Source organism: Flavobacteriales bacterium (genome assembly GCA_020635855.1).
Lineage (GTDB): Bacteria > Bacteroidota > Bacteroidia > JACJYZ01 > JACJYZ01 > JACJYZ01.
Map to the genome: position 1 here is coordinate 714,413 of JACJYZ010000004.1, position 23,211 is coordinate 737,623.

At 49.0% G+C, this 23,211-nt stretch carries 17 protein-coding genes; 10 read left to right on the forward strand and 7 right to left on the reverse strand.

Features of this window, described 5'->3' with window-relative positions; translation table 11 throughout:
• Nucleotides 1–94: 94 nt before the first annotated feature.
• The 3 genes from tatA to H6585_15090 are packed head-to-tail and all read left to right on the forward strand — an operon-like array spanning nucleotide 95 to nucleotide 2,982.
• Nucleotides 95–295 (forward strand): twin-arginine translocase TatA/TatE family subunit, encoded by a 201-nt coding sequence (gene tatA / locus H6585_15080; protein MCB9449654.1) that lies wholly within the window; start codon nucleotides 95–97, stop codon nucleotides 293–295.
• A 10-nt stretch (nucleotides 296–305) separates the two neighbouring features.
• Nucleotides 306–1,883 (forward strand): transglycosylase SLT domain-containing protein, encoded by a 1,578-nt coding sequence (locus tag H6585_15085; protein ID MCB9449655.1) that lies wholly within the window; start codon nucleotides 306–308, stop codon nucleotides 1,881–1,883.
• Nucleotides 1,870–2,982 carry a DUF4837 family protein gene (locus tag H6585_15090; protein ID MCB9449656.1) on the forward strand — a complete coding sequence of 371 codons (1,113 nt, stop codon included), beginning with the start codon at nucleotides 1,870–1,872 and terminating at the stop codon, nucleotides 2,980–2,982. Before H6585_15085 ends, H6585_15090 begins: the two co-directional genes overlap by 14 nt.
• Here the strand turns inward: H6585_15090 and recO are convergent.
• The 5 genes from recO to H6585_15115 all read right to left on the reverse strand — a co-directional run bounded on the left by recO (nucleotide 2,915) and on the right by H6585_15115 (nucleotide 10,683).
• Nucleotides 2,915–3,637, reverse strand: a complete 723-nt coding sequence (recO, locus tag H6585_15095) for a DNA repair protein RecO (GenBank protein ID MCB9449657.1) — start codon at nucleotides 3,635–3,637, stop codon at nucleotides 2,915–2,917. The two genes, H6585_15090 and recO, sit on opposite strands and share 68 nt — an antisense overlap.
• Nucleotides 3,638–3,639: 2 nt before the next feature.
• Complete coding sequence (locus H6585_15100; GenBank protein MCB9449658.1) at nucleotides 3,640–5,976, reverse strand: hypothetical protein; 2,337 nt, start codon at nucleotides 5,974–5,976, stop codon at nucleotides 3,640–3,642.
• Between the two features lie 107 nt (nucleotides 5,977–6,083).
• The gene (locus H6585_15105) at nucleotides 6,084–6,572 is read right to left on the reverse strand and encodes a hypothetical protein (GenBank protein ID MCB9449659.1); all 489 of its coding nucleotides are present in this window, start codon (nucleotides 6,570–6,572) and stop codon (nucleotides 6,084–6,086) included.
• Nucleotides 6,573–6,635: 63 nt separating this feature from the next.
• Nucleotides 6,636–8,819 (reverse strand): S9 family peptidase, encoded by a 2,184-nt coding sequence (locus H6585_15110; GenBank protein MCB9449660.1) that lies wholly within the window; start codon nucleotides 8,817–8,819, stop codon nucleotides 6,636–6,638.
• A gap of 49 nt (nucleotides 8,820–8,868) precedes the next feature.
• Nucleotides 8,869–10,683 (reverse strand): excinuclease ABC subunit C, encoded by a 1,815-nt coding sequence (locus tag H6585_15115; protein MCB9449661.1) that lies wholly within the window; start codon nucleotides 10,681–10,683, stop codon nucleotides 8,869–8,871.
• Between the two features lie 318 nt (nucleotides 10,684–11,001).
• On the opposite strand from H6585_15115, the gene H6585_15120 reads away from it, so the two are divergent.
• Complete coding sequence (locus H6585_15120) at nucleotides 11,002–13,959, forward strand: T9SS type A sorting domain-containing protein (protein MCB9449662.1); 2,958 nt, start codon at nucleotides 11,002–11,004, stop codon at nucleotides 13,957–13,959.
• Between the two features lie 28 nt (nucleotides 13,960–13,987).
• Here H6585_15120 and H6585_15125 read toward each other — a convergent pair whose 3' ends face one another.
• Nucleotides 13,988–15,796, reverse strand: a complete 1,809-nt coding sequence (locus H6585_15125) for a lamin tail domain-containing protein (protein ID MCB9449663.1) — start codon at nucleotides 15,794–15,796, stop codon at nucleotides 13,988–13,990.
• A gap of 124 nt (nucleotides 15,797–15,920) precedes the next feature.
• Between H6585_15125 and H6585_15130 the strand changes: the two genes are divergently transcribed.
• Both H6585_15130 and H6585_15135 read left to right on the forward strand, forming a co-directional pair.
• The gene (locus tag H6585_15130; GenBank protein MCB9449664.1) at nucleotides 15,921–16,928 is read left to right on the forward strand and encodes an aspartate-semialdehyde dehydrogenase; all 1,008 of its coding nucleotides are present in this window, start codon (nucleotides 15,921–15,923) and stop codon (nucleotides 16,926–16,928) included.
• Nucleotides 16,929–17,084: 156 nt separating this feature from the next.
• Entirely contained in the window at nucleotides 17,085–17,231 is a 147-nt protein-coding gene (locus tag H6585_15135; protein ID MCB9449665.1) for a hypothetical protein, read from the forward strand.
• A 54-nt stretch (nucleotides 17,232–17,285) separates the two neighbouring features.
• On the opposite strand, the gene H6585_15140 is transcribed toward H6585_15135, so the two are convergent.
• Entirely contained in the window at nucleotides 17,286–18,065 is a 780-nt protein-coding gene (locus H6585_15140; GenBank protein MCB9449666.1) for a hypothetical protein, read from the reverse strand.
• A gap of 31 nt (nucleotides 18,066–18,096) precedes the next feature.
• Here H6585_15140 and H6585_15145 point away from each other — a divergent pair, with 31 nt between their 5' ends.
• The 4 genes from H6585_15145 to H6585_15160 all read left to right on the forward strand — a co-directional run bounded on the left by H6585_15145 (nucleotide 18,097) and on the right by H6585_15160 (nucleotide 23,162).
• Entirely contained in the window at nucleotides 18,097–18,612 is a 516-nt protein-coding gene (locus H6585_15145; GenBank protein ID MCB9449667.1) for a redoxin domain-containing protein, read from the forward strand.
• Nucleotides 18,613–18,802: 190 nt separating this feature from the next.
• On the forward strand, nucleotides 18,803–20,404 hold the full coding sequence (locus tag H6585_15150) for a HAMP domain-containing histidine kinase (GenBank protein ID MCB9449668.1): 1,602 nt from the start codon (nucleotides 18,803–18,805) through the stop codon (nucleotides 20,402–20,404).
• Nucleotides 20,405–20,409: 5 nt separating this feature from the next.
• A complete protein-coding gene (locus H6585_15155) occupies nucleotides 20,410–21,111 on the forward strand; it encodes a response regulator transcription factor (GenBank protein MCB9449669.1) in 702 nt (233 codons plus the stop codon).
• Nucleotides 21,112–21,260: 149 nt separating this feature from the next.
• Nucleotides 21,261–23,162 carry an amidophosphoribosyltransferase gene (locus tag H6585_15160; GenBank protein MCB9449670.1) on the forward strand — a complete coding sequence of 634 codons (1,902 nt, stop codon included), beginning with the start codon at nucleotides 21,261–21,263 and terminating at the stop codon, nucleotides 23,160–23,162.
• The last annotated feature ends 49 nt before the right edge of the window (nucleotides 23,163–23,211 follow it).

Here is a 23,211-nt window from a genome sequence, read left to right on the forward strand (position 1 = left end):
CGTTTCAGTTATGATGTTTTCACCTGCGGGGAACACCGCCATCGTTCCAAAACATTTGCTACATTTGTTATTCAGCTAAAAACAGAACCCCGGCATGAATTCCCCCGTATTACTAGGAATGGTCGGCCCCAATCAGGTGGTGATCATATTAATTATTGTGGTGCTTTTATTCGGTGCCAGAAAAATCCCTGACTTGATGAAAGGTGTGGGCCAGGGAATCAATGAATTCAAGAAAGCCACCAAGGATGAGAAGAAAGGCGAGGATAAGCCGAATAATTCTGAGGAGTCAAAGTAGCAACGTACGTTTGTCCGATTACCTGCTTCGTCTGCTGAAGCACATCTATCCGGGATCCATCGGATGGGCCATGTTTCTGTTGATGTTGCCGGGTGTGATCCGGGCATCTGTAGCTGAGCCGCAAGATTCCATTCCACAAACCCGAACGGATAGCATTGCATGGGTAGAGAACGATCAACCCGTAGCAGCCATGCTGGATAGCTTGCTATACCGCCATTATTTCGATTGTTCGGACTTCACCACGGATACCTCCGTTCTGAACATCTGTTTCTTTCCATCTGATAGCGTCCCTCGTTACGACGATGCCTATTACCAGGCCCAGCTGGAGAAACTGAACGCCGGCACCCCGATAGATATCACCTATAACGATGCCGTTCGGAAGTTCATTGAACTGTATGTGATACGCAAACGCAACCTGTCGTCCCGTGTGCTGGGCATGAGTGAACTCTATTTTCCCATGTTCGAAGAAGTGCTGGATGCGTACCAGCTTCCGCTGGAATTGAAATACCTGGCCATCGTGGAATCGGCTTTGAACCCCTCGGCGGTTTCGTCTGCAGGAGCCACCGGCCTCTGGCAGTTCATGTACCGCACCGGAAAGCTTTTCAAACTCGATGTCACGTCTTACGTTGATGACCGGCGGGATCCGTACCAATCCACCATCGCGGCATGTGAATACCTGCAACAGTTGTATGGCATGTTTCACGATTGGTTGCTCGTATTGGCTGCATACAACAGTGGCCCCGGAACGGTTAGCCGCGCCATTCGCAGATCCGGCGGCGTCACTGATTACTGGCAATTGAGAAAGTATCTTCCTTCGGAAACCAGGGGTTATGTCCCTGCATTTATCGCTGCCATGTATTTCATGAACAATGCCGCCGCGCACAATTTGTATCCGATTCCGCCGCGCAAAATGTTTTTCGAGGTGGATACCGTGCATGTGAAACAGCCACTTAAGCTCGACCAACTCAGCCTGATGCTCAACGTTCCCATGGAAGACCTGGAGTACCTCAACCCGGTGTACAAACTCGGGGAGGTGGTGCTGCGCGACAAAAAACCAACGGTGTTGACGTTACCCGTGGAAAAAATCCCGATGTTCATTAACAATGAGCAAGCCATCTATGCCTACCAAAACAAGCCTGCGGCTGACAGTTTGCCCGACGGCACGGCCGTTACGTATGTGAGCAAGGTGGTGAAGGAATATCATACCGTGAGACGCGGTGAATACCTCGGCGCAATCGCATATAGCAACAATTGTTCGGTGGAAGATATCCGTGCATGGAACCACCTTCGCTCCAATATGATCTATCCGGGGCAACGACTGGTTATTGAAAGGGAGATCAAGGAGGCGGTTCCGGTTGCACAACCGGAAGAAATCGTTGCCGAAAAGGAACACCCTTCCCCGGGTTCTCCTACATCCGCAGAGGATGGAAATTACATCATGTACGAGGTGCAGCCCGGCGATACGTTGCTGGATATCGCAAATAAATACAGCGGTATCACCGTTCATCACCTGAGACAACTGAATGGATTCCAGGAGTCGCAGGAACCCAAACCAGGTACAAAAATCAAAGTAAGTGTCAAAGGCTGAACACCACCCGATCTTTTCCATCCGCTTTTTCATTCTTTTTCATTTATTGGCCGCCGTAATATTCCTGCCACTGGCGTGTGATACGGGCGATTCACGCATTCTTCCATCCTATACCGGAAGACCCGGAGAAATCCTGGGTGTCTTATCCAATGAATTGTATGAAGGACAAACGGGCAAGGTGATGAAAGCCATGTTCAAGCAAGACATGAAAGGGATACCTCAGAGTGAACCGCTGTTTGAGATGAATACCGTTCCACCCGAAAGCTTTTCCAGTACCTTTCGCACGTATCTGAACATCCTCAACCTGGTGGTAGATGATAGCAGGGAAGCGGGTATCTATTTCCAGAAAGATCAATGGGCCAAACAGCAAATGGTGGCAACCGTAGTAGGACCCAATGATCAGGCGATTGCTGATATCATGAGGGCCCAGCAGGAAAAGCTGATCTACTTCTTTCAACTGAACGACAGGAAACGGTTGTTGAACGGATTCGTGAAAGACACCGAACTGATGGCCTTGTGCAAGGAGAAATTCGACCTGAATATGTTTGTTCCGATCGATTTCCGTTTGGCAGTGGATACCGCTGACTTTGCCTGGTTCCGGCATGAAACAGCGGAAACCTCCACCGACCTGGTGGTGATTCGCACATCTTATAAAGACACAGCTGATTTTTCTGTTGATTCCATCCTGACGACCATCAATACCAGGGCACGGAGGTATATCCCGGGTCCAACACCCGGATCCTATTTCAACATCGCTACAGATATCCCGGTGCAGGAAACCAGGTTTTCACAACATCAGGCATTCGGTGCGGTTGAATTGAGGGGTTTGTGGCACGTGGAAGGTGATTTTATGGGCGGGCCCTATGTGAGTTTCACACAGCTGGACCCATCCGGAAAGAACCTGATCACCGTTATGGGTTTTGTGTATGCACCCAAGTTTAAGAAACGGGAATACGTGCTAAAGGTGGATGCACTACTGTACTCGGCACGTTATGATTCGGCAGTGGAGAAGGAAAAACCGCAGATGGGTGTCAGTGAAAAACCTGTTCAAGAACCTGATAAGACCTCAACTCCCCGAAACCAGGGCGATGGAATCTGAGATAACTGAGCAGGATTGCGGTCAACCGTTTGCGCATGGGTCGGCCGATGGTGTTGAATACCACGTCACCGGGTAATGCCTCCAGCATTTCCGATAAAACCAGGCTTTCCTCCCGGGTTGGCGCATCAGGAGATGATGCCGGATGCCTGAAAAATTCACCTTCCTCAAGATGAAAATACGGCGCATCTTCGGTGCGGTTGTTGTGCGGTTGTATGCCCAGGTGACGCATTAATCCCAGAGGAAACCCGATGATAAATGAAGAGGATACCCCAGGTGCATCATCGAGATCAATGATGGTTTGCCTGACGAAACGGAACAATTGCGGTGAAGTCGCTTCCTCCCTCAAAGCCTTGTGCAGCAACTCAGCTGTAAAAAGGGCCAGCGAAATTTTGATCGGATCTTGTTGAAGGGTAAGCAGTGGATGTGCATTCTGTACTTCCCGTATATGATGCAGCTGGGATTTTTCCCTGAGAGAAAACGATATTTCCAGGATACTCAGTGGTTGAAGCAAGCCTTTGTTGCGGTTGCTTTTGGCGTTTCCCCTTGAACTGATTACAGAGCGCATGCCGAGATCTTCGGTCAACACCCGGGTGATCAATTTATTTTCCTGAAAACGGATGCTGTTGAGTACGATGGCTTCGCAGGTGCGGAACATGGTCAGCTGCCGTGTATCAGCACGATTTTGGTTACCAGCGTTTCACTGCCATCGTCGTTGGTGCAGAACACCAGGTATACACCACTGCTGGCACGTTGCCCGTCAAAGTTCTTGCCATCCCAGATGGCCTGGCCACCCAATGCGGTGGTCTCAAACACAATGGATCCGCTGATGGTTGTGATCTTCACATTGGCATCTTCCACCAATCCGCGAATGGCGATCGGACCGTCATAATTTTCCCGCACAGGATTGGGGTAAACCAGAATTTCCTTGAATTCATTCTCGCCTTTGGTGGCTGTAGCTTTGTAGGAGATCACGCCACGGTCGGTGGCAAAGAATACTTCACCGTTGTCATGATTGATAGCGATGGATACGATTTTATTGGAGAAGAGCGGACTGTTCTCTGCGGTAAAGTGTAGCAGTTCTTTGGTGCCATCGGGAGACAGCAAAAATACACCGGACATATCTGTGCCCAACCATTTTCGGTTTGCCCCGTCAACCGCAATGGAGGTAATCGCATTTCCATCAAGCAAATATTCTGTGTATCCATCCCTTTCAACCAGGATTCGCTGGGCTTCCGCTGCATCTCCACCATCAAACACCGATTCGGGGGTATAAAACACACATGGACCTTCTGCGGTGCCCACCCATATTTCACCTTCCCGGTCTTCTGCAATGGAAAGTACTTCATCCGATGGTAGATTCCCTTTACCAATGCCGCTCTCCAGGAATTTCCTGCGGTCGTCCGAGGTATTGTCCAGTGTGTGGTTGGCATCAAAAACCGCGATGCCTTTGGTGGGACCGCGAACCACCAGTACCCATTGAGCACCTGAAGAGGAAGAAATAACGTCGGCTACGTTGTTGGCGGTTGTAACCTTGCTTCCCAGGCTGAAGGCGCTCCATTTTCCGTCTGCGCGTTTCACCACCAGGGGTTTGGCAACGGAGGAGTTGGTCATCCACAGATTCTGCTCATCATCCCACGCAAGTCCACCTACACCGATCCAGAAATAGCCAGGTACGTCAATTCGTTGAAGGTCGCTGTTCAGGTCATTGTACATGTTGGTGATCTGCCCGTTTGTGATTTCGGCCAGACCCCGGCTCCAGCTGGCCACATATATTCTGTCAGCATTGGAAGGATCCACCGTGATGCGGATGGGGTCGAAGAGTGTATCCATACCTGAGGTATTGTCGCGGTTGATGTTGGTCCATGTCTGGTTATCGAACATGAAAATGCCGTCGGTTCGCCACATGTTTCCCCAGGATGCGTTCACGCCGCCGCTTGCCACCCACAGCTTGCCGTTATCTATGGCCAGGCCGGCTACATTGCTGGTCCATGGTCCCTTGGGGGCGATTTGTTCGCTGATGCTGTTGTTGAGATAGCGGATAAGGCCATACCGGCCATCGGCGATCCACATCACACCAGCTTCGCCCGGAATGGCCTGCCATGGATCGACAGATCCGCCCCATCCTTGCATGAGTTCAGTTCTGGTGAGGGTGTTGTCAAATTGTTCTACACTGAAATAGTTTGTCCGGAACAGATAACCGTTGTGCACTTCCAGGTTATGAAGTTCCCAGGAACTAAGCGAATCCACATAGCCCCACTTGGTGCCATTGTAATATAACAGGGTATCGCGATTGAAACCTGTACCATTTCTGTTTACAAATATCAGGCTGTTCAACGCCGCAATGTGGTCATAGGAAGCAACCGGTTCTTTGAGTCCGGCCGATTCCCTTGTCCAGTTGGCATAGTTGGCAAGGTTGGGGTTGGTAGCACTCGCCTTGTAAATTCCTTTCTCTGTTGCGGCGAAGAAATACGGGCCGTTGCAGGTCAGGTCGTTCACGCCCAGTTGGGAACCGTTCTCTCCGATGATGTAGGTGTCCTTTACTTCTTTTCGGGTTACATCCAGCACCACAATGCCAAAGCCGCATGACAGGTAGGCGAGGTTGCCCTGGATCAGGATTTTGTTGATGATTTTGCTGCCCAGGATCGGCTTTCGTTTGATATCGCTGATGTTGTAGATCTGGTTGTTTTCGATGATGTCCACGTTGGCATTCGAATAAGCCACCACCAGCAGTTGGTGTGCATCATCCCAGGCAATGGCATTCACTTCGAAATCAGACAGGCCGGACACCTTCGTGTAGCGGGTAATGGATTGGTCGTTTAGTGAATATTCAAACAAGCCGTAGCCGGTGGCACAATATACTTTGTCCTTTGCGTAGGCGATGGATTTCACGTTGTTGTAGGGGAGGTGGTCACGCCATTGACCGATGGATATCTCCTGTCCGTATGCATTGAACAGCCAGCCCAGCAACAGGCCCATCAGCAGGGTGTAATGCAAGTTTGGATGTTGTTTCTTTTGTGCCATGCAGCGAACTTACCTTAAATGAGGTAGACGAAGAACATCAGAAAGTGTGCATTATTGTATTGAACACGGTGTGGAAGCATCTAAGGGCACAGGCGGGAAATATCTGCGACGGTGCCTTCTTCGGAAAAATAAATTTCCATCCAGCATCCCATGTAGTTTTGGTCAGGCGTAAAATGCTGGTCGTATCGGTATCGCCAGCGTGCACCTTCCTGATCAGGTTTGCCAAGGAAGAAACGAACTTCCGATTTGGAGAGGCCTTTTACGAAGGATGGGTCTTCATCCAGCGCTTTTGCAAGCGCATTCCTTGCGGTGCTGTTTTGTTCAACCGTGTCTTTTTTCCATTCGGCGGATGCCTTCAACGCCGCTTCGTTCCATGCCAATGAATGGTCATCCATTCTTTCCCATTGCAATGTAGATTCTCCATAGGCCTGGGTGCGTTTTTCAACTACGGTTCGCTGATCGGTTTTGGAGGTAGGATCCTGGCTATCCGTTTTGTCAGAGGCATGCTGACAACCTTGCTTCAGGATAAATACAAGCAGCAGGGCAGCAATATTCAGAGGTTGCGTCATTTTTCTGCGGTTTTGGTTAAACCTACATAAATTGATCCAATTTGAAAAACAGGTGTTCCGGTATTACTCTTTGATGCCTTCGAGATCAAGCATGAAGGCATAAATAAATGCGGTTTCATGAAAGCGACGGAAACGCCCGGAAGCACCGCCATGACCGGCTTCCATGTTGGTTTGTAACAACAGCAGGTTGTCATCGGTTTTCATGTCCCTCAACTTGGCAACCCATTTGGCCGGTTCCCAATACTGGACCTGACTGTCGAACAATCCCGTAGTGACCAGGATGTTCGGATAATTCATGCGTTTCACATTGTCATACGGTGAGTAGGAAAGCATGTAGTCATAAGAATCCTTGTTCTTGGGATTGCCCCATTCATCAAATTCGTTGGTGGTAAGCGGAATGGTTTCATCCAGCATGGTGGATACCACATCCACGAAGGGCACCCTGGCCACAACCCCGTGAAATACTTCCGGGGCCATGTTCAGAACCGCGCCCATCAACAATCCACCCGCACTTCCGCCCATGGCATACAAATGTTCAGCTGATGTGTATCGCTGATCGATCAGGAATTTCGCACAGTCTATGAAGTCGGTGAAGGTATTTTTCTTGTGAAACATTTTTCCGTCATCATACCAGGATCGCCCCATTTCCTGACCGCCCCGGATGTGTGCAATGGCAAAAATGAACCCACGGTCCAGCAGGCTCAGTCGGTCGCTGGAAAACCCGGGATCAATCGAATACCCGTAGGAGCCGTATGCATATAGCAACAAAGGGTTTTTCCCGTTAGAAGGGTCCATATCTTTCCTGTATACAAGCGAGATGGGAATTTTGGTGCCGCCACTTGCCGTTGCCCACAATCGTTTACCCACGTATTGTGAGGGGTCATGTCCGCCCACGACTTCTTCGGTTTTCTTCAGCTGTTTATCCCGCGTGTTCATGTCGTAATCGTAGATGGAATAGGGTGTGGTCAGGGAGGAATAAGCGAACCGCAGCTGGTTGGTTTTGTATTCTGCATTTGATGTGGGATATGTGACATAGGCTTCTTCATCAAAAGCGATCACATGATCATCACCGGTTTCCAGGTTGAGTACCCGTATGTGGGTGAGCGCGTTGGATCTTTCAGTGAGCACGATGTGGTGTTCAAACACGTCGAATGCGGCCAGCAAAGCGTCTTCTCTTGTTCCCCATTTCTCTTTCCAGTTTGATTTGTCGGTTTGCTTTTCCGGGCATTCCATCAGCCGGAAGTTGTTTGCATCCAGGTTTGTTAGGATGTAAAAAGAATGACCGGCATGTTCGATGTCGTATTTCAGGTCCTTCGCAATGGCAGTGAAAGATTTGAAAGCACCATTCGGTTGATTGGCATCCAAAATCAGCCAATGGTCCGTCATCGTGCTGGATGCCTGGATCATCACAAACCGACCGGATTTGCTGCGTGTGACATCAATGTAATAGGAGGGGTCTGTTTCGTGGTATTTCAACTGGTCCTGTGCAACGTCCTGCCCCAGCTGATGGCTCCATATTTTTTCAGACAAAAGCGATACAGGGTGTTTGCTGGTGTAAAAGTAGGTCAGGTTATCGTTGGCCCAGGCCCCATCACCGGTGGTGTTGGGGATCTGATCGGTCAGCCACTCACCCGTTGCCAGGTTTTTGAAACGGATGGTATAGATGCGGCGGCTCAATGTATCTTCACCGAAAGCGAGCAGGTTGTTATCCGGACTCACAGTCAGACCCGTAGCGCTGTAGTATGCGTGTTTGCCCGCCAGTTCGTTCACGTCCAGGATCACCTCTTCAGGTGCATCCGTGCTCCCTTTTTTGCGGCAGTAAATGGGATATTCCTTGCCTTCTTCGTATCGCGAGTAATAGTAATATCCGTTTTTCGGGTAGGGAACGGATGCGTCGTCTTTTTTTATGCGTCCGGTTATTTCCTGGAACAGCTTTTCCTGGAAAGGTTCGGTATGTTCCAGTATCGATTGGGTGTAGTCGTTCTCGGCATTCAGGTAATCCAATACCTGTTGGGTTTGCGGATCGGGCTGGGATGCACTTTTCTGTTCGTCGGTGAGACGCATCCAGAAGTACGGGTCCATTCGTTTGTTGCCATGTTCGGTCAGTACACAATCCTTTTTGGCTGCGATGGGAGGTTGCAAGGTTTCTTTCAGCATGTTTTCGGGTGCGTTAGACGGATGCTGGCATGAGAGCCACAGGCCAGCGGCCATAAGCGTTCCCGTTAGCCGCATCGTAATTCTTTTCATGAGTTGGGATGGATTTGCTGCGTGAATTTAGCTTTTTGCCGATACCCGGTCAACCCTGTCGGTTCGATTGTGAGAAGAAGTGCTGAATGATGCCGGCTCGTTTTTGTCCCACCACACGAGCTAGGTCTTCAGATGAAGCCTGGCGCACGCCTTTAACAGATCCGAATGCCTTCAGCAGTTTGGTACGTGTGACCTGCCCGATACCTGGAACTTGATCCAGTTCGGAAGTGAGGGCGCTTTTGATCCGTTTGTTTCTGTGATGGGTGATGCCGAAACGATGGGCTTCATTCCGCAGCTGCTGGATCAACTTCAGGCTTTCCGATTTTTTGTCGAGATACAGTGGTATACTGTCACCCGGGAAGTAGATCTCTTCCAGTTTTTTTGCAATGCCGATAATGGCCATCTTTCCCCGTAATCCCAGTTTGTCAATGCTTTTTAGGGCGGCTCCGAGTTGGCCTTTGCCACCATCGATGATGATCAGTTGGGGCAGATGCTCGTTTTCATCTTGCATGCGTTTGTATCGTCTGAAGATGATCTCTTCCATGGACGCGAAATCATCAGGCCCTTGAACCGTTCGGATATTGAAATGACGATAATCTTTTTTGGATGGCTTGGCATCTTTAAAAACCACCATCGCAGCCACTGGTTCATGCCCCTGGAAGTTCGAATTATCAAAACATTCGATGTGCTGCGGCAGTTCCTTCATCCGGAGATCTTTCTGCAAAGTTTCCAGGATGCGTTGGGCGTGCGTGGTTTTTTTTGGCTTGGTCAGGCGTTGCCGCTGACGATCCATGAGGTAGTATTTGACGTTCCTTTCGGCGAGATCAAGCAGTTTCTTCTTGTCGCCCCGTTCGGGCACAATTAACTGAAAGCGGCCATCGGTTTCAACTTCAAAAGGCAAGATCACCTCCCGCGCATCGCTCTTCACTTTTAGGCGAATATCGGTGATGGCGAAGCTCAACAACTCTTCACGACTTTCATTGAGTCCGGTATTCAACTCCACGGTATGGGTTTGCACAATGGCTCCGTTCACAATCCTCAGGTAGTTCACGTAGGCTACGTTTTCATGGGTATCAATGGCAAATACATCCACATGATCGATCCTTGGATTCACAACAGTTGATTTGGCCTGGAATGCTTCCAGCTTCTGGAGTTTTTCTTTGGTGACCTGGGCTTTTTCAAAAGCGAAAGTATCGGCAAAACCTTTCATCTGAAGTTTGAGATGCTGGATCACTTCCCCGATGTTCCCTTTGATGATGTTGCGGATGTGCCGGATGTTGGCATCATAATCCTCTTCACTTTGTAAACCCTCACATGGCCCCATGCAGTTCCCGATCTGGTATTCCAGGCAGATGCGAAATTTCTTTTTTTCGATGTTTTCTTCCGTAAGGGCCAGCGTGCAGTTCCGGATGGGATATAATTTGGTCACCAGCTCCAACAGGGTGTTCATGACTTTCACGTTTGCATACGGACCGAAGTACTCCGAGCCGTCCTGCACCGGGTTGCGCATGCCGTATATGCGTGGAAACCGCTCGTTGCGGATGCAGATCCATGGAAAGGATTTGTCATCCCGTAGCTTGATGTTGTAGCGGGGCTGATACTTTTTGATCAGGCTGTTCTCCAGGAGAAATGCATCGAATTCGGTCTCCACCACCATGTAATGAATGTCGGCAATCCGTGAGACCAACACCGCTGTTTTCCGGTTGTCAAAATGCTTGGTGAAATACGATTGTACCCGTTTGCGGATATCCCGGGCTTTTCCGATGTAGATGATCTTGCCCTGGTCATCCATAAACTGGTAGATACCGGGCTTGTGCGGAAGCTCCGAAACAATTTCAGCCAGTTTATGTGATTTTTCTTTCAAGTTGAAGCTGTAAGGACAGGGTGTCCGGCCGTTTCACCGGAAATACAACCAGATTTGCAAAGGTACATATTGATGTGGTTAAATGTCAGGTAGTTAAACAAAAACCTGCGGTATTATTGGCCATTGGCACTTTCATTCCGGTTGGTGGAGAACTTTATGCAGTTGGTCGAGACCAGCCCTGAAACAGCCTAAAATAAGGGATTGTTGAGTAACAATAGGTGTTTATGCCTAGTAAAAATACTAGGTTCATGTATAACTCACGTGTGTATATAGATTCCAATGCAACATAAATCCATTATACAGCTTGTTCTGTTATTTATGGCGGGTGCTCTCGCAGCAGGCGCTCAGCCTGTTGTTACCAAAGGTGCTGCCTCATTCACCGAAGCATGCGGTGCCTGGAAAACCGTAACGGATATAGTTGTAACCGAAGGTGCTGCAAACGATTTTGCAGCCAGCCAAACCAACCTTACTTATGTATTGGGCGCTCCCACGGGGTTTGAATTTAAACCCGGAGTGGGAAGTGTATCCAAAGCGAATGGAAGGGACGTTAGCTCCGTTTCCATCAATGTAACTTCAGGCCAGATAACGGTCACCATCACCACAGACGGCACACCCACTAAAACGGACGTTGTCACCATATCAGGCGTTGAAATGATGATTACCACAGCTACCGTTGCCGGCAGCCCTTATCATGTTACCTATGATGCTGGTTCATCCTCTGGCTCGTGGAATACAGTGGATGGTACGCAACACGCTGATCTTACTGTTTCAGCCGGAGGCACGAACATTACATCCAATGGTACAGGTGGTGGTAACTGGAACACAGCTTCTACTTGGAGTCCCACCCAGGTGCCCACTGAATGTGATAATGTTACAATTATCGGGTCAGATGTGGTAACTGTGGATGCTGATGTAAGCGTATCGGATCTTACGATCGGTGCTTCTGCAACCCTGACCCATGGCAATAACAACCAGATTGATTTATATGGCAGCTATACCAACAACGGTAGCCACTTGGGCGGAAACGGAAGCAGTAGGTTATACCTGGATGGTAATGCGGTTGCAATTGATGGTACGGGTTCTATCGGGGTAGGAGGAGGCATATATGTGGAGGGCAACTATGACATAGCTGCTACGGCAGCATTGTCCGCATCCAAAACAATCACCATTGATGGTGCCAATACAGTTACCAATAATGGATCTGTGACTACCACGGCAACCATTACCGGTACCGGAACATGGATCAATGCTGCCAATGCAACGTTGATCACGACCTCGACAATTACCTCCGGCCTTACCGCAAATGCTGCCGGAAACCTTGTTCATTACAACAATGGCGGAAACCAAAATATCAAAGCAGCGAGTTATGCCAACATTACCTTCAGCGGATCAGGTAACAAAACCCTGCAAGGTAACATTGTGGTTGGTGAAGATTTAACCTTGAATTCCGGTCCTACGCTGGCGACAAGTTCTTACCATATTTCACTTGCCGGTGACTGGATTAACAATGGGGGTAATGTGAACCACAGCAACACGTGTATCCTTACCTTGAATGGAGCCAGCGACCAAAAGATCACTTCTGCAGGCAAGGCGTTTTATGACATTGTGGTGAACAACACAGGCGCGGCGGGCTCGGATGACATCTTGCCGCAGGATGCACTTACTGCAAATGGAAGCGTCACCCTTACGGATGGAGACTTGAATGCCAACGGTTTTAATATATCCGTAGGAAAGAACTGGACTGTGGGCGCATCCGGATCCTTTACACACGGCAATGCCAATACAGTTACTTTCAATGGTACGGCGGTGCAAACCATTACTTCCAATGGAAATTCGTTTTACTTGTTTACAACCAACAACACAGCGGGTGCCGCTAGTGATGATATTATCCTGGCAGATGACCTCACCGTTCTGAGCACACTTACGGTGACCGATGGAGAATTCAAACCTTCCGGAAATACGGCGTATGTGGCAGGTGATTGGACCATTGGCGCAACCGGTTCATTTACCCATGGAGGTTCCGGTACCGTGGTTTTGAATGGCGGTGTGGCACAAGCCATCACTTCCAATGCCCAACCATTTTACAACCTGACGATTTCCAATTCAAGTGGTGATGTGTCTTTATCGGATAATACAACGGTAGCTAATGCTTTGACGTTTAGCAGCGGATTTATATCTATAGGCGACTTTGACCTGACAACCACCACCATTTCCGGTGCGAGCTCGTCCAATTTTGTTGTTACCGACGGCATCGGAGAACTGGTAAAACCATCACTCAACTCGGCATTTACGTTCCCGATCGGGACCACAACATCCAGTTATACACCTGTTACCATTGATAATACAGCGGGTGCTGCCGGTGACTTCGGTACGCGGGTGTGTGAGAACGTGTTTGATGATGGTGCCTGTTCAGGCGGTACGCAGATTACATCCATGGTCATCAACAAAACCTGGCAGGTAAGTACTACATCAGGCTCTCCCAACTATAACATAACCACGCAGTGGAATGCGTCGGATGAGACGGGTGACTTTGACCGAAGCAAAACATACATCAGTATGTACACGGGAGGGGCATGGGACCAACAGAATGCCGAAGGGGCTGCAGGTGGATCCGACCCGTATACGGTCACTGCCACTGCCATGACGGCGGCAGGCCCCATCGGTGTGGGTGGCGGTGCCTTTGGTGCATTGCCCATAGAATTGTTGTCCTTCGAGGCGAAAACCGGCGAAGGATGTGTGGATCTTGAGTGGGTAACCGCATCCGAAACCAATAACGATTATTTCACCATAGAGAAGTCATCTGATGGCAAGGAATTCGCCGAGATTAAAACGGTTAAAGGTGCCGGTAACAGTGTTGCCATGTTGCACTATTATGCAAAGGATGAAAAGCCGCTTGATGGAATATCCTATTACCGTTTGAAACAAACGGATTTCGACGGAGCCTTTACTTACTCACAGGTGGTTGCGGTTCGCTACGATGCAAGTGTGATGTCTACCGGTCGGAAAGACGAACCTTCCATCGGTGTGTATCCCAATCCTACCACGGGGAAAGAGGTATCCATTAAACTGTCTAAGTTTAATAAGGATGAAGAAGTGCTTGTGGTGATCATGGATGAAACCGGCCGGGAGTACTATTCCAAAGTGATATTAACCAATACGGGTGGAGATACCGTGTTGGCTGTGGATCCTTACCGTAGGCTGGTACCCGGGCTCTATCTGGTGATAGCAAGCAGCCGCCAGTCGATCGTGAGCCAGAAACTGGTGATTAAACCATAGTGTAAAATACAATGCAGTGGACTGTGCATCACCGTTGGCGTTGAGCGGGGCGGATGATGCACAGCTTCTTTTTGTGGCCCTCATGGCCTGCCGCATCGAACCACTGGAAGTCGATCAAATAGATACCCGCAGCACAGATACCACCAGTCTTGTTTCTCCCATCCCAGAAAATTTCACCTTCTGAACCCGCATACACGCGGTCCAACAATGTAACAACCCACCTGCCTGCGCGGTCGAAGATGCGAATGCTGACAATGCTTGAGGGATGCGGTAGCTTGTAAGAAATCGCAAGTACATCATGATACCCGTCCTGATCCGGTGAGAAGGTTTGCGAACCAATGGACAACACATCATTGCCACCCCCTTCTGTCGGTTCTTGTGAATTCTTCCGACCGGGTGTGGCACCTCCCGATGCATCGGAAGCCGAATGCCAGTTTGTGCTGTCCTGGGTGTAATGATCCGCACGAAGTCGTTCCAACGAATACCCTTCAGGATCTTCCAGAAAGGGAAAATGATACGACGCGCGGTATGAAAACCTGTCCAGGATCACACTGTCTCCGGTAGTTAGCAAAACTGTTCCACGATCGTTATTTAGAGTAGGAAATCCGCTTGTTCTGACAGCTTGTGGTATGCATGCAGAAGGGTATTGTTCAGCGATCTTTTCTGGATCTGAGCTGCAGAATAGATATTCACCTGGCATGAACATCTGTTCGGATGCCGAAAGCTTGGTTTTGTTTTCCCATGCATGTGTGAATTCATTTTCACGCCACAAACAAAGATCAGCCAGATCTACCTCGTACATACTGTGGTTGTATATTTCCACAAAATCCACCCCGTCGTTGATGGGATCGAACAACACTTCGTTAATCACGATGTCGCCCGGCTGGGGTAGGTGGTATGAAAACGGATAGGATACAGGTTGGATCGGAATCCCGTTCAGATCTGCTACACCTGAGACCGACAGGGTATACAGCAAAGATTCCTGAAGATCAGCACTGAAGTGAAGCACTGCGACATGCGGATCTGTGGAAGATTTGAGCGCGTATTCCGGAGTGCCAATGTACCGGGACACACGGTAATGCTGCTCATTCATGGCCGATGACGTCAGAATGCTTTCTGAAAACCTTACCGCAATCGTGTTCGGGTTTAACACGCGAACGGAAACAATGCGGGGAGGTGTGGTATCCGTCCGTAAAGGACCGATGTAAATGTCATCCAGGAAAAAATCACTTGAGTGACTTTTCGTGTGGCGACACCAGAGTGCATTCAGCGGCCCTTCAGGTGGCCCGGCGGTCGCTTCCAGTTCCAATGAGAAATCGTCCTGACCCAGGGTATCCGACCAGATCTTCCATGTATTCTGTTGGTAGTTGACCCGTATGCGTACCTGTACTGATGAACCGCTGAAGGTTGCTGTTAGGCCTTGCCCAAGTACCGTTTGTATTCCGTTGTTCTCATGTATAAATTTCAAACGGTCTTCGTTGCCCGATTCACCGATCTGCAGAAAGTACCCATGGGTCGGTTCTCCATGTACCGTATCGCATGACAGGTAAAGCCGAAAACGGTTGTTTTCACTTGGCGGGAAAGCCAGTTTCAGCCAGAAACTCCATTCCCGCGCCGTGTCTGCCGGAATGGGTGCGAGTAACATGGCGGTGCCTTCTTCCTCGGGGCCCATCAGCTGCAATTGATGCTGTGGATTGACCCGGAATTTTGCCAGTTGCCCGGTCCATGTGGGATTGGAAGAAAGATCCCCATCCGAAAAATCATCTATCCATTGGGCCTGAACCCGACAAATTGAGAAGGATAATGCCAGGATGAAGAAGAAAAATAATGTTTTCAACGGAGGAACAAAATTTATGAAAAACTGAAGGTTATCAAGGGATTTCGCCGGCAAATTAGTACTTTTACAGGCCCAATTTTGAGGGGTGTAAGTTTCAACAACACATTATTCAAACTAAACAACCATGAAAGTAGCCGTTGTAGGAGCCACCGGTATGGTGGGTCAGGTTATGCTGAAGGTGCTCGAAGAGCGCGATTTACCCATTACAGAATTGATCCCTGTTGCCAGCGAGAAATCCATTGGTAAGGAGATTAAATACAAGGGTAAATCCTATAAGATTGTGGGCATGCAGGAGGCTGTGGACATGGTACCTGACATTGCCCTGTTTTCAGCGGGAGGCAGCACATCACTCGAGTGGGCGCCCAAATTTGCCGCCGCGGGCACAACCGTTATAGATAATTCCTCTGCATGGAGAATGGATCCCGACAAGAAACTGGTGGTTCCGGAAATCAATGCGGATGTGCTGGGTGACAATGACAAGATCATCGCTAATCCCAACTGTTCGACCATCCAGATGGTACTGGCGTTGTCTCCGCTTCACAAGAAATACGGGATCAAGCGTTTGATCATCTCCACCTATCAATCTGTAACCGGAACGGGAGTGAAGGCAGCCCAGCAAATGGAAGATGAGCGCAATGGTGTGGATGGTGTCAAAGCATACCCCCATCCGATCGACCGAAATTGTTTGCCCCAATGCGATGTATTTACAGAGAACGGTTACACGAAAGAGGAAATGAAGCTGGTGAATGAAACCAGAAAAATCCTTCGTGATCCTGCGATCGGTGTAACGGCCACGGCTGTTCGTGTACCGGTGATCGGTGGTCACTCGGAATCCGTGAATGTCGAATTCAAAGAAGAATTCGATATGAATGAAGTACGTTCCCTGTTGCAGCAACAGGACGGCGTTGTATTGCTGGATGAACCCGCATCCAACGTATATCCCATGCCCCTGAACGCACAGCATAAAGATGAAGTGTTTGTTGGCAGGTTGCGTCGGGATGAGTCCCAGCCCAAGACGTTGAACATGTGGATTGTTGCGGATAATCTTCGGAAAGGTGCCGCTACCAATGCTGTGCAGATTGCTCAGTACCTGACACAGAAAAGGCTGGTCGGAAAGTCCGTAGAAGCTTGATATTACATACTTTAGACTGAGTGAAGCCCGGGTGAATACATCCGGGCTTCTTTCGTTTTCGGCCTTTCCCCGGATTGGTGTGGTAACGTTTGACAGAGATTCATCGTAGAGGTGTTAATCCACATATTCATAAACCTACTAAAAAAGGGGGTAACCATGGCTGAAGGATATTGTGTAAAATGCAAGGCCAAAAAGGAAATGAAAGATGCCAAAGAGGTGGTCATGAAGAATGGAAGAAAGGCATTGAAAGGTACCTGTCCCACATGTGGAACAGGGATGTTCAAGATCCTTGGAAAAGCCTGATGAGGCCGATGGCCTTATCGAAAAGGACGCGGTCATAACCGGGTCCTTTTTTTTTTAGAAATAGTTGAATTCCGAACGGAATGTCGTACCTGAGGAATCCGTCGTACTTTGTTTCCACAACAGGCCGTAGGAGTTGTAACGGAAAGTCTGATCACTCACCAAGGCGTCGCTGGCATTGTGACGTGCAATTGAAACCACCTTGCCTTGCTCGTATTGCCATGTTTCATAACCGGTGAGGTTATTGTTTGCATCATATGTATCCGTTCTTCTTGAATTCATATAATGTGCGATCCTGAATACCGCGATCAAACTGCCGGTTGTGCCATCGTATCGCAGTGCCTTGTATAGGCTGTCCGTTGAATCGTAGAAATAGGCCTCGGAAAATGCCGGTTCTCCGTTGTGTTCTTCTTCCATGAATTCAACCCGACCCAGGCTGTCTCTCTGATAGGATCTGAACAGATCAAATGTATCCTTGTTTTCCCAGAAACGAATGGTATTTCCGGAAGAATCTGTTTCCCATTTCCTGAAAATCACACTTTGACCGGTGGACACATTGTAGGTGGTTTCTGTACGGAAATGTTGTGGGTTGTCATTCGTATACAGCACGTAGCTCACCTCTTTTTTCTTGTCGGTAATGAATCGTTTGGCGAGAAGTTCATCTCCCGACCAATCCCAGCTGATGGTTCCTACAAAAGTATCGTTCTGGTAACGGTACTCCTTGCAAACCTTTCCCTGGAATGCACCGGCTGTGGCGCATGGAGGAGGATCGTCCTTTCCGCATCCGTACCACAATCCGGTTAGTAAAGGAACAAGAAGTAACAAATACCTGCGCATGCTTTCCTGCTAAACACTAAATTTACCTTGTATGAAACAATGCAAGATACGTACAGCGAGGGAATTAAAGTGCCTGTTTGTGGTTTTTTCCCTTGTGTGGCCAGCGTTTTTACAGGCCCAGAATATTCCCAGTCTGGATTTCAATCATGCCAGAAAGTACTGGGAAGCGAACAATGACACGACCTATGTGGTGAATTTCTGGGCCACCTGGTGCGGACCGTGTGTCAAGGAATTACCCTTGTTTGATGCACTGGCCGATAAGTACCGCAACAAACCTGTAAAGGTCCTTCTGGTGAGCCTTGATATGAAAAGCCAGGTACCGGACAAATTATCCGCTTTTCTTGAGAAAAAGAAAATCAGATCGGAAGTGATTCATCTGGATGACCGGGATGCAAACCGGTGGATCCCTATGGTGGATGAAGCATGGACCGGTGCCATTCCAGCCACACTTATCCTGCAAAACAAAAGGGGAAAGAAGTATTTTGTAGAGTCTGAAATAGATGAGAAGAAGCTCCAGGATGCATTGAATCAGATTTACGATGAATAAAAAAAAGAGCCCCGCACAAGGCGGGACTCTTTTCTACGCATCAATGAATCAAGCACTACGCTACTGCTCGAAAGAAGTAGTACAAATGTAGTGCCCGGGCCTATAACCCGCTGTTAACGGCTCGTTAAGGCTTGTTAAAAAGTGTTAAGCCCTCTGTTTGCGGGCACCTAAGCGCTATTTTTGCTTTCACATGAACCGCAGAGTCATACGCTTTCTTATTGCCATGATCACCGTGGCGCTTATCGGTCTGGTAGGTATTCAAATGTATTGGATCCATAGCGCCATTGTGGTGAAGAACCACCGGTTCGAACAAAATGCGACCGAGGCGATGAACCAGGTAGTGATGAACCTGGAGAAAGCACGCATGGCCAAGAGGATCGAGCAACAGATGACCGCTACATCCCGACAACAATGGCATATGCAACTCGATTCGCTCCGGGAGGCGATTGAAAGATCAGCGCGTATTTTCTCAGATAAGTTCGAAGCAACGAGGGATTCGGTATTGATTCGCAAGCAACAGGGAAATGTGGTGATTCGATGGAGTGGCTATGTCGACGGAGATTCAACAGACACTGAGATGGAACTGCCATCGGAATTACAAGGCATGGAAGAACTTGCCAACCTGGGGCAGGAATGGTTCCGTAACATGCACAGCTGGCAGGAAGGTTTCCGGCAGAATATGGGCGACCAGGGTGATATGGTCGACGACATGTTTGACGAATTCTTCCAGGTGCTGGACCCGAATGAAGAAGAAACACTTCCGAGTGAACACGTAATGGATTCCATGCTCCGCGTTGAATTCGGAAACCGTGGCATTGATGCTCCTTTTGATTTCGGTGTGTATGACCGGCCGGCACGCAGTTTTACCCTCATTAATTCCGACGCATCCGAGGAGAAATTGCTGAAATCCAAATTCAAGATGAGCCTCCACCGCTCGGATTTCTTCAAAAAACCGGAGTTCCTGATTGTTCACTTTCCCCAAAGAAGCTTTTATCTCCTCAAGAACATGAGCATGATCATGTTTACATCGGTGATCCTGATTCTGGTGTTGATCTTTTCTTTCTACTATACCATATCCACCATTTATCGCCAGAAGAAATTGTCGGACATAAAAAATGATTTCATCAACAACATGACCCACGAGTTCAAAACGCCGATCTCCACCATTTCCCTCGCTTGTGAGGCGTTGAGCGATCCGCAGATGAACACCACCGATAAAGCCAAACAACACTACGTGGGTATCATCCACGATGAAAACAAACGCCTGGGCATCATGGCCGAAAATCTGCTTCGAACGGCCGTACTGGATAAGGGAGAACTCAAACTGAAAATCGTGGATACGGATGTGCATCCCATCATCCAGGATGCGATTCGGAACATCGCTGTTCTTCTGGACAAACGCAAAGGCCAGATTACACCGCACCTGGATGCAACCATCAGTGTGATCGGTGCAGACCGCGTTCACCTCACCAATGTCATTTATAATCTTCTCGACAACGCCATTAAATACACCGAACAGGAACCAGACATCCACATCTATACCCGCAATGGAACCGATGGTTTGTACATATCGGTTCAGGACAATGGTATTGGCATCAGCAAAGAAGCCCAGAAAAAAATCTTTGATAAATTGTACCGGGTTCCGACCGGAAATATCCACAATGTAAAGGGCTTCGGCCTTGGCCTCAGTTACGTGAAGAACATCGTGGAAATGCACGGTGGGCAGGTGAGCGTTGAAAGTCAGCCCGGGAAGGGCAGCACATTTGAAATTTTCTTACCCAATCAAAATTGATCGCTATGGAAACGACCAGGAAGAAAATCCTGCTTGTGGAAGATGACCCGAACCTGGGCAGTATTCTTCAGGAGTATCTGAATGCAAAAGGATTCAAAACCAACCTGAGCCGCAACGGCAAGGAAGGATATGATGCTTTTTTGAAAGAGGATTATGATGTGCTGCTGCTGGATGTTATGATGCCGGTCAAAGACGGATTCACCCTGGCACGCGAGATCCGTGAGATCGATACGCAGACCCCGGTGATCTTTCTAACCGCCAAATCCATGAAAGAAGATACCCTGGAAGGTTTTCGGCTGGGTGGAGATGACTACATCACCAAACCTTTCAGCATGGAAGAACTGTTGCTGCGCATCCAGGCCATCCTGAAACGCACCGGTCAACCGAATGACGATGCATCTCTTCAGGAGTTTGATCTGGGTAAATTTCATTTCAACTACGACCAACAGTTGCTGCAGATAGGAGATAAGGAAACCAAACTCACTTCCAAGGAATCGGATCTGCTCAAGCTCCTGTGCGCGCACAAGAACCAGGTGCTGGAGCGGAACTACGCGCTCCAGCGAATATGGAAAGACGATAATTATTTCAATTCCCGTAGCATGGATGTGTACATTGCCAAACTCCGCAAACACCTCAAGGAAGATCCGGCGGTTGAAATACTCAACATCCATGGCCGTGGTTTCAAATTGCTTGTTAACCCGGATTGAGTATCTGCCGCAATCCCAGTATATCTGCTTTTGACCGTAACAGGCGTTCGTAAACCTGCTGATTTGTTGTAACTTTGCGGTGAACCACCTCAATAGGCCGGACGCTTTGCCAACGCAGGCGTGCGAACGGTCCGCAAGGGAACAAGCAGATGAGCGAGCAAATTAAACACGAGTGCGGAATTGCCCTGATCCGGTTATTGAAACCCCTGGATCATTTTCAGAAAAAATACGGTACACCTCTCTATGGTCTGAATAAACTGTATCTGCTCATGCAGAAACAGCACAACCGCGGACAGGATGGAGCCGGTGTAGCAACCATCAAACTCGACATGGATCCTGGAAGGCGTTACATCAGTCGCTACCGATCCAACAGCAGCCAACCCATCCAGGATATTTTCTTCCGCATTAACCAGAAATTTGAAGCGGTTCGCAGAAAAGATCCCGCTCTCATGCAGGACACCCGCTGGCTGAAAAACAATGTTGCATTCGCAGGGGAATTGCTCCTAGGACATTTGCGCTACGGTACCTTCGGCAAGAATTCCATCGAATACTGCCACCCCTTTCTGCGACAAAACAACTGGATGACCCGCAACCTGGTGGTCGCTGGAAATTTTAACCTCACCAATGTGGATGAACTCTTCCAGCAATTGGTGGAACTCGGACAACACCCGAAAGAAAAATCGGATACGGTGACCGTACTGGAAAAGATCGGTCACTTCCTGGATGTGGAGAATGAACGCCTGTTCAAAGAATATAAAAAAGAAGGCTTTTCCAATGCGGATATTTCACCGCGCATCGCCTCCAACATCGACCTGCAACATATCCTGCAGGAATCATCCAGGAAATGGGATGGTGGATATGTGATCGCCGGCCTGCTCGGCCATGGCGATGCCTTCGTGGTGCGTGACCCGAACGGCATTCGCCCGGTATGGTACTACAAGGATGATGAAAAGGTGGTGGTAACATCCGAAAGGCCACCCATTCAACTTGCGTTTGATGTGGCCGTGGACCAGATCCGCGAAATCCAGCCCGGGCACGCATTGATCCTGAAAAAAAACGGCGAGATTTCGGAAGTGTCCATCCGGGCTCAGGCCGAAAGAAAATCATGCTCGTTCGAAAGGATCTATTTCTCACGTGGAAACGACAAAGACATCTACCGGGAACGGAAAGCGTTGGGTGCAGCCCTCTGTCCCGCCATCCTGAACGCTGTTGAGCATGACCTGGAAAACACCGTGTTTTCCTTCATCCCCAACACAGCTGAGGTAGCCTACCATGGGATGATCGAAGGGTTGGAAGAACACCTGGATGACGTCAAATCAAAAGCGATATTGAAAGCAGGTGCGTCCCTCACACCCGAATCGCTGGCAAAAATCATGTCGGTAAGGCCCAGGGCTGAGAAGATCGCCATCAAGGATATCAAGTTGCGTACGTTCATTGCGGCCGATCAGGACCGTGAAGGACTCGTTGCCCACGTGTATGACACCACTTACGGCGTGGTCAGGAGAGGTGTGGACAACCTGGTGGTGATCGATGATTCCATCGTGCGTGGCACCACACTCAAACAAAGCATCATCAAAATCCTCGACCGGCTTTCCCCCAAAAAGATATTGATCGTTTCATCCGCACCCCAGATCCGATACCCCGACTGCTACGGCATTGATATGGCCAAGCTGGGTGACTTCGTGGCGTTCAGGGCTGCCGTGGCGCTGCTCAAGGAACGTTTCATGGATGACGTCCTGGAACGGGTGTATGAAAAAGCCAAAGGCCAGGAAGACCTGCCCAAAGAACATACGGTGAATGTGGTCAAGGAAATCTATGAACCCTTTACGCCGGAAGAAGTGGCTGCCAAAATCGCCGAACTGCTTCGCCCCGACGACCTGAAAGCCGACCTGGAAATCATCTTCCAATCGCTGGACGGCTTGCACAAAGCCTGCCCCGAACATATGGGAGATTGGTACTTTTCAGGTGACTATCCCACACCCGGTGGCAACAAAGTGGTGAACCGCGCCTTCATGAATTTCATGGAAGGGAAGAATGTGAGGGCTTATTAATCCCTGAGATCTACTACCAGCTGCATACATGGATGGATTTCGAAAACTG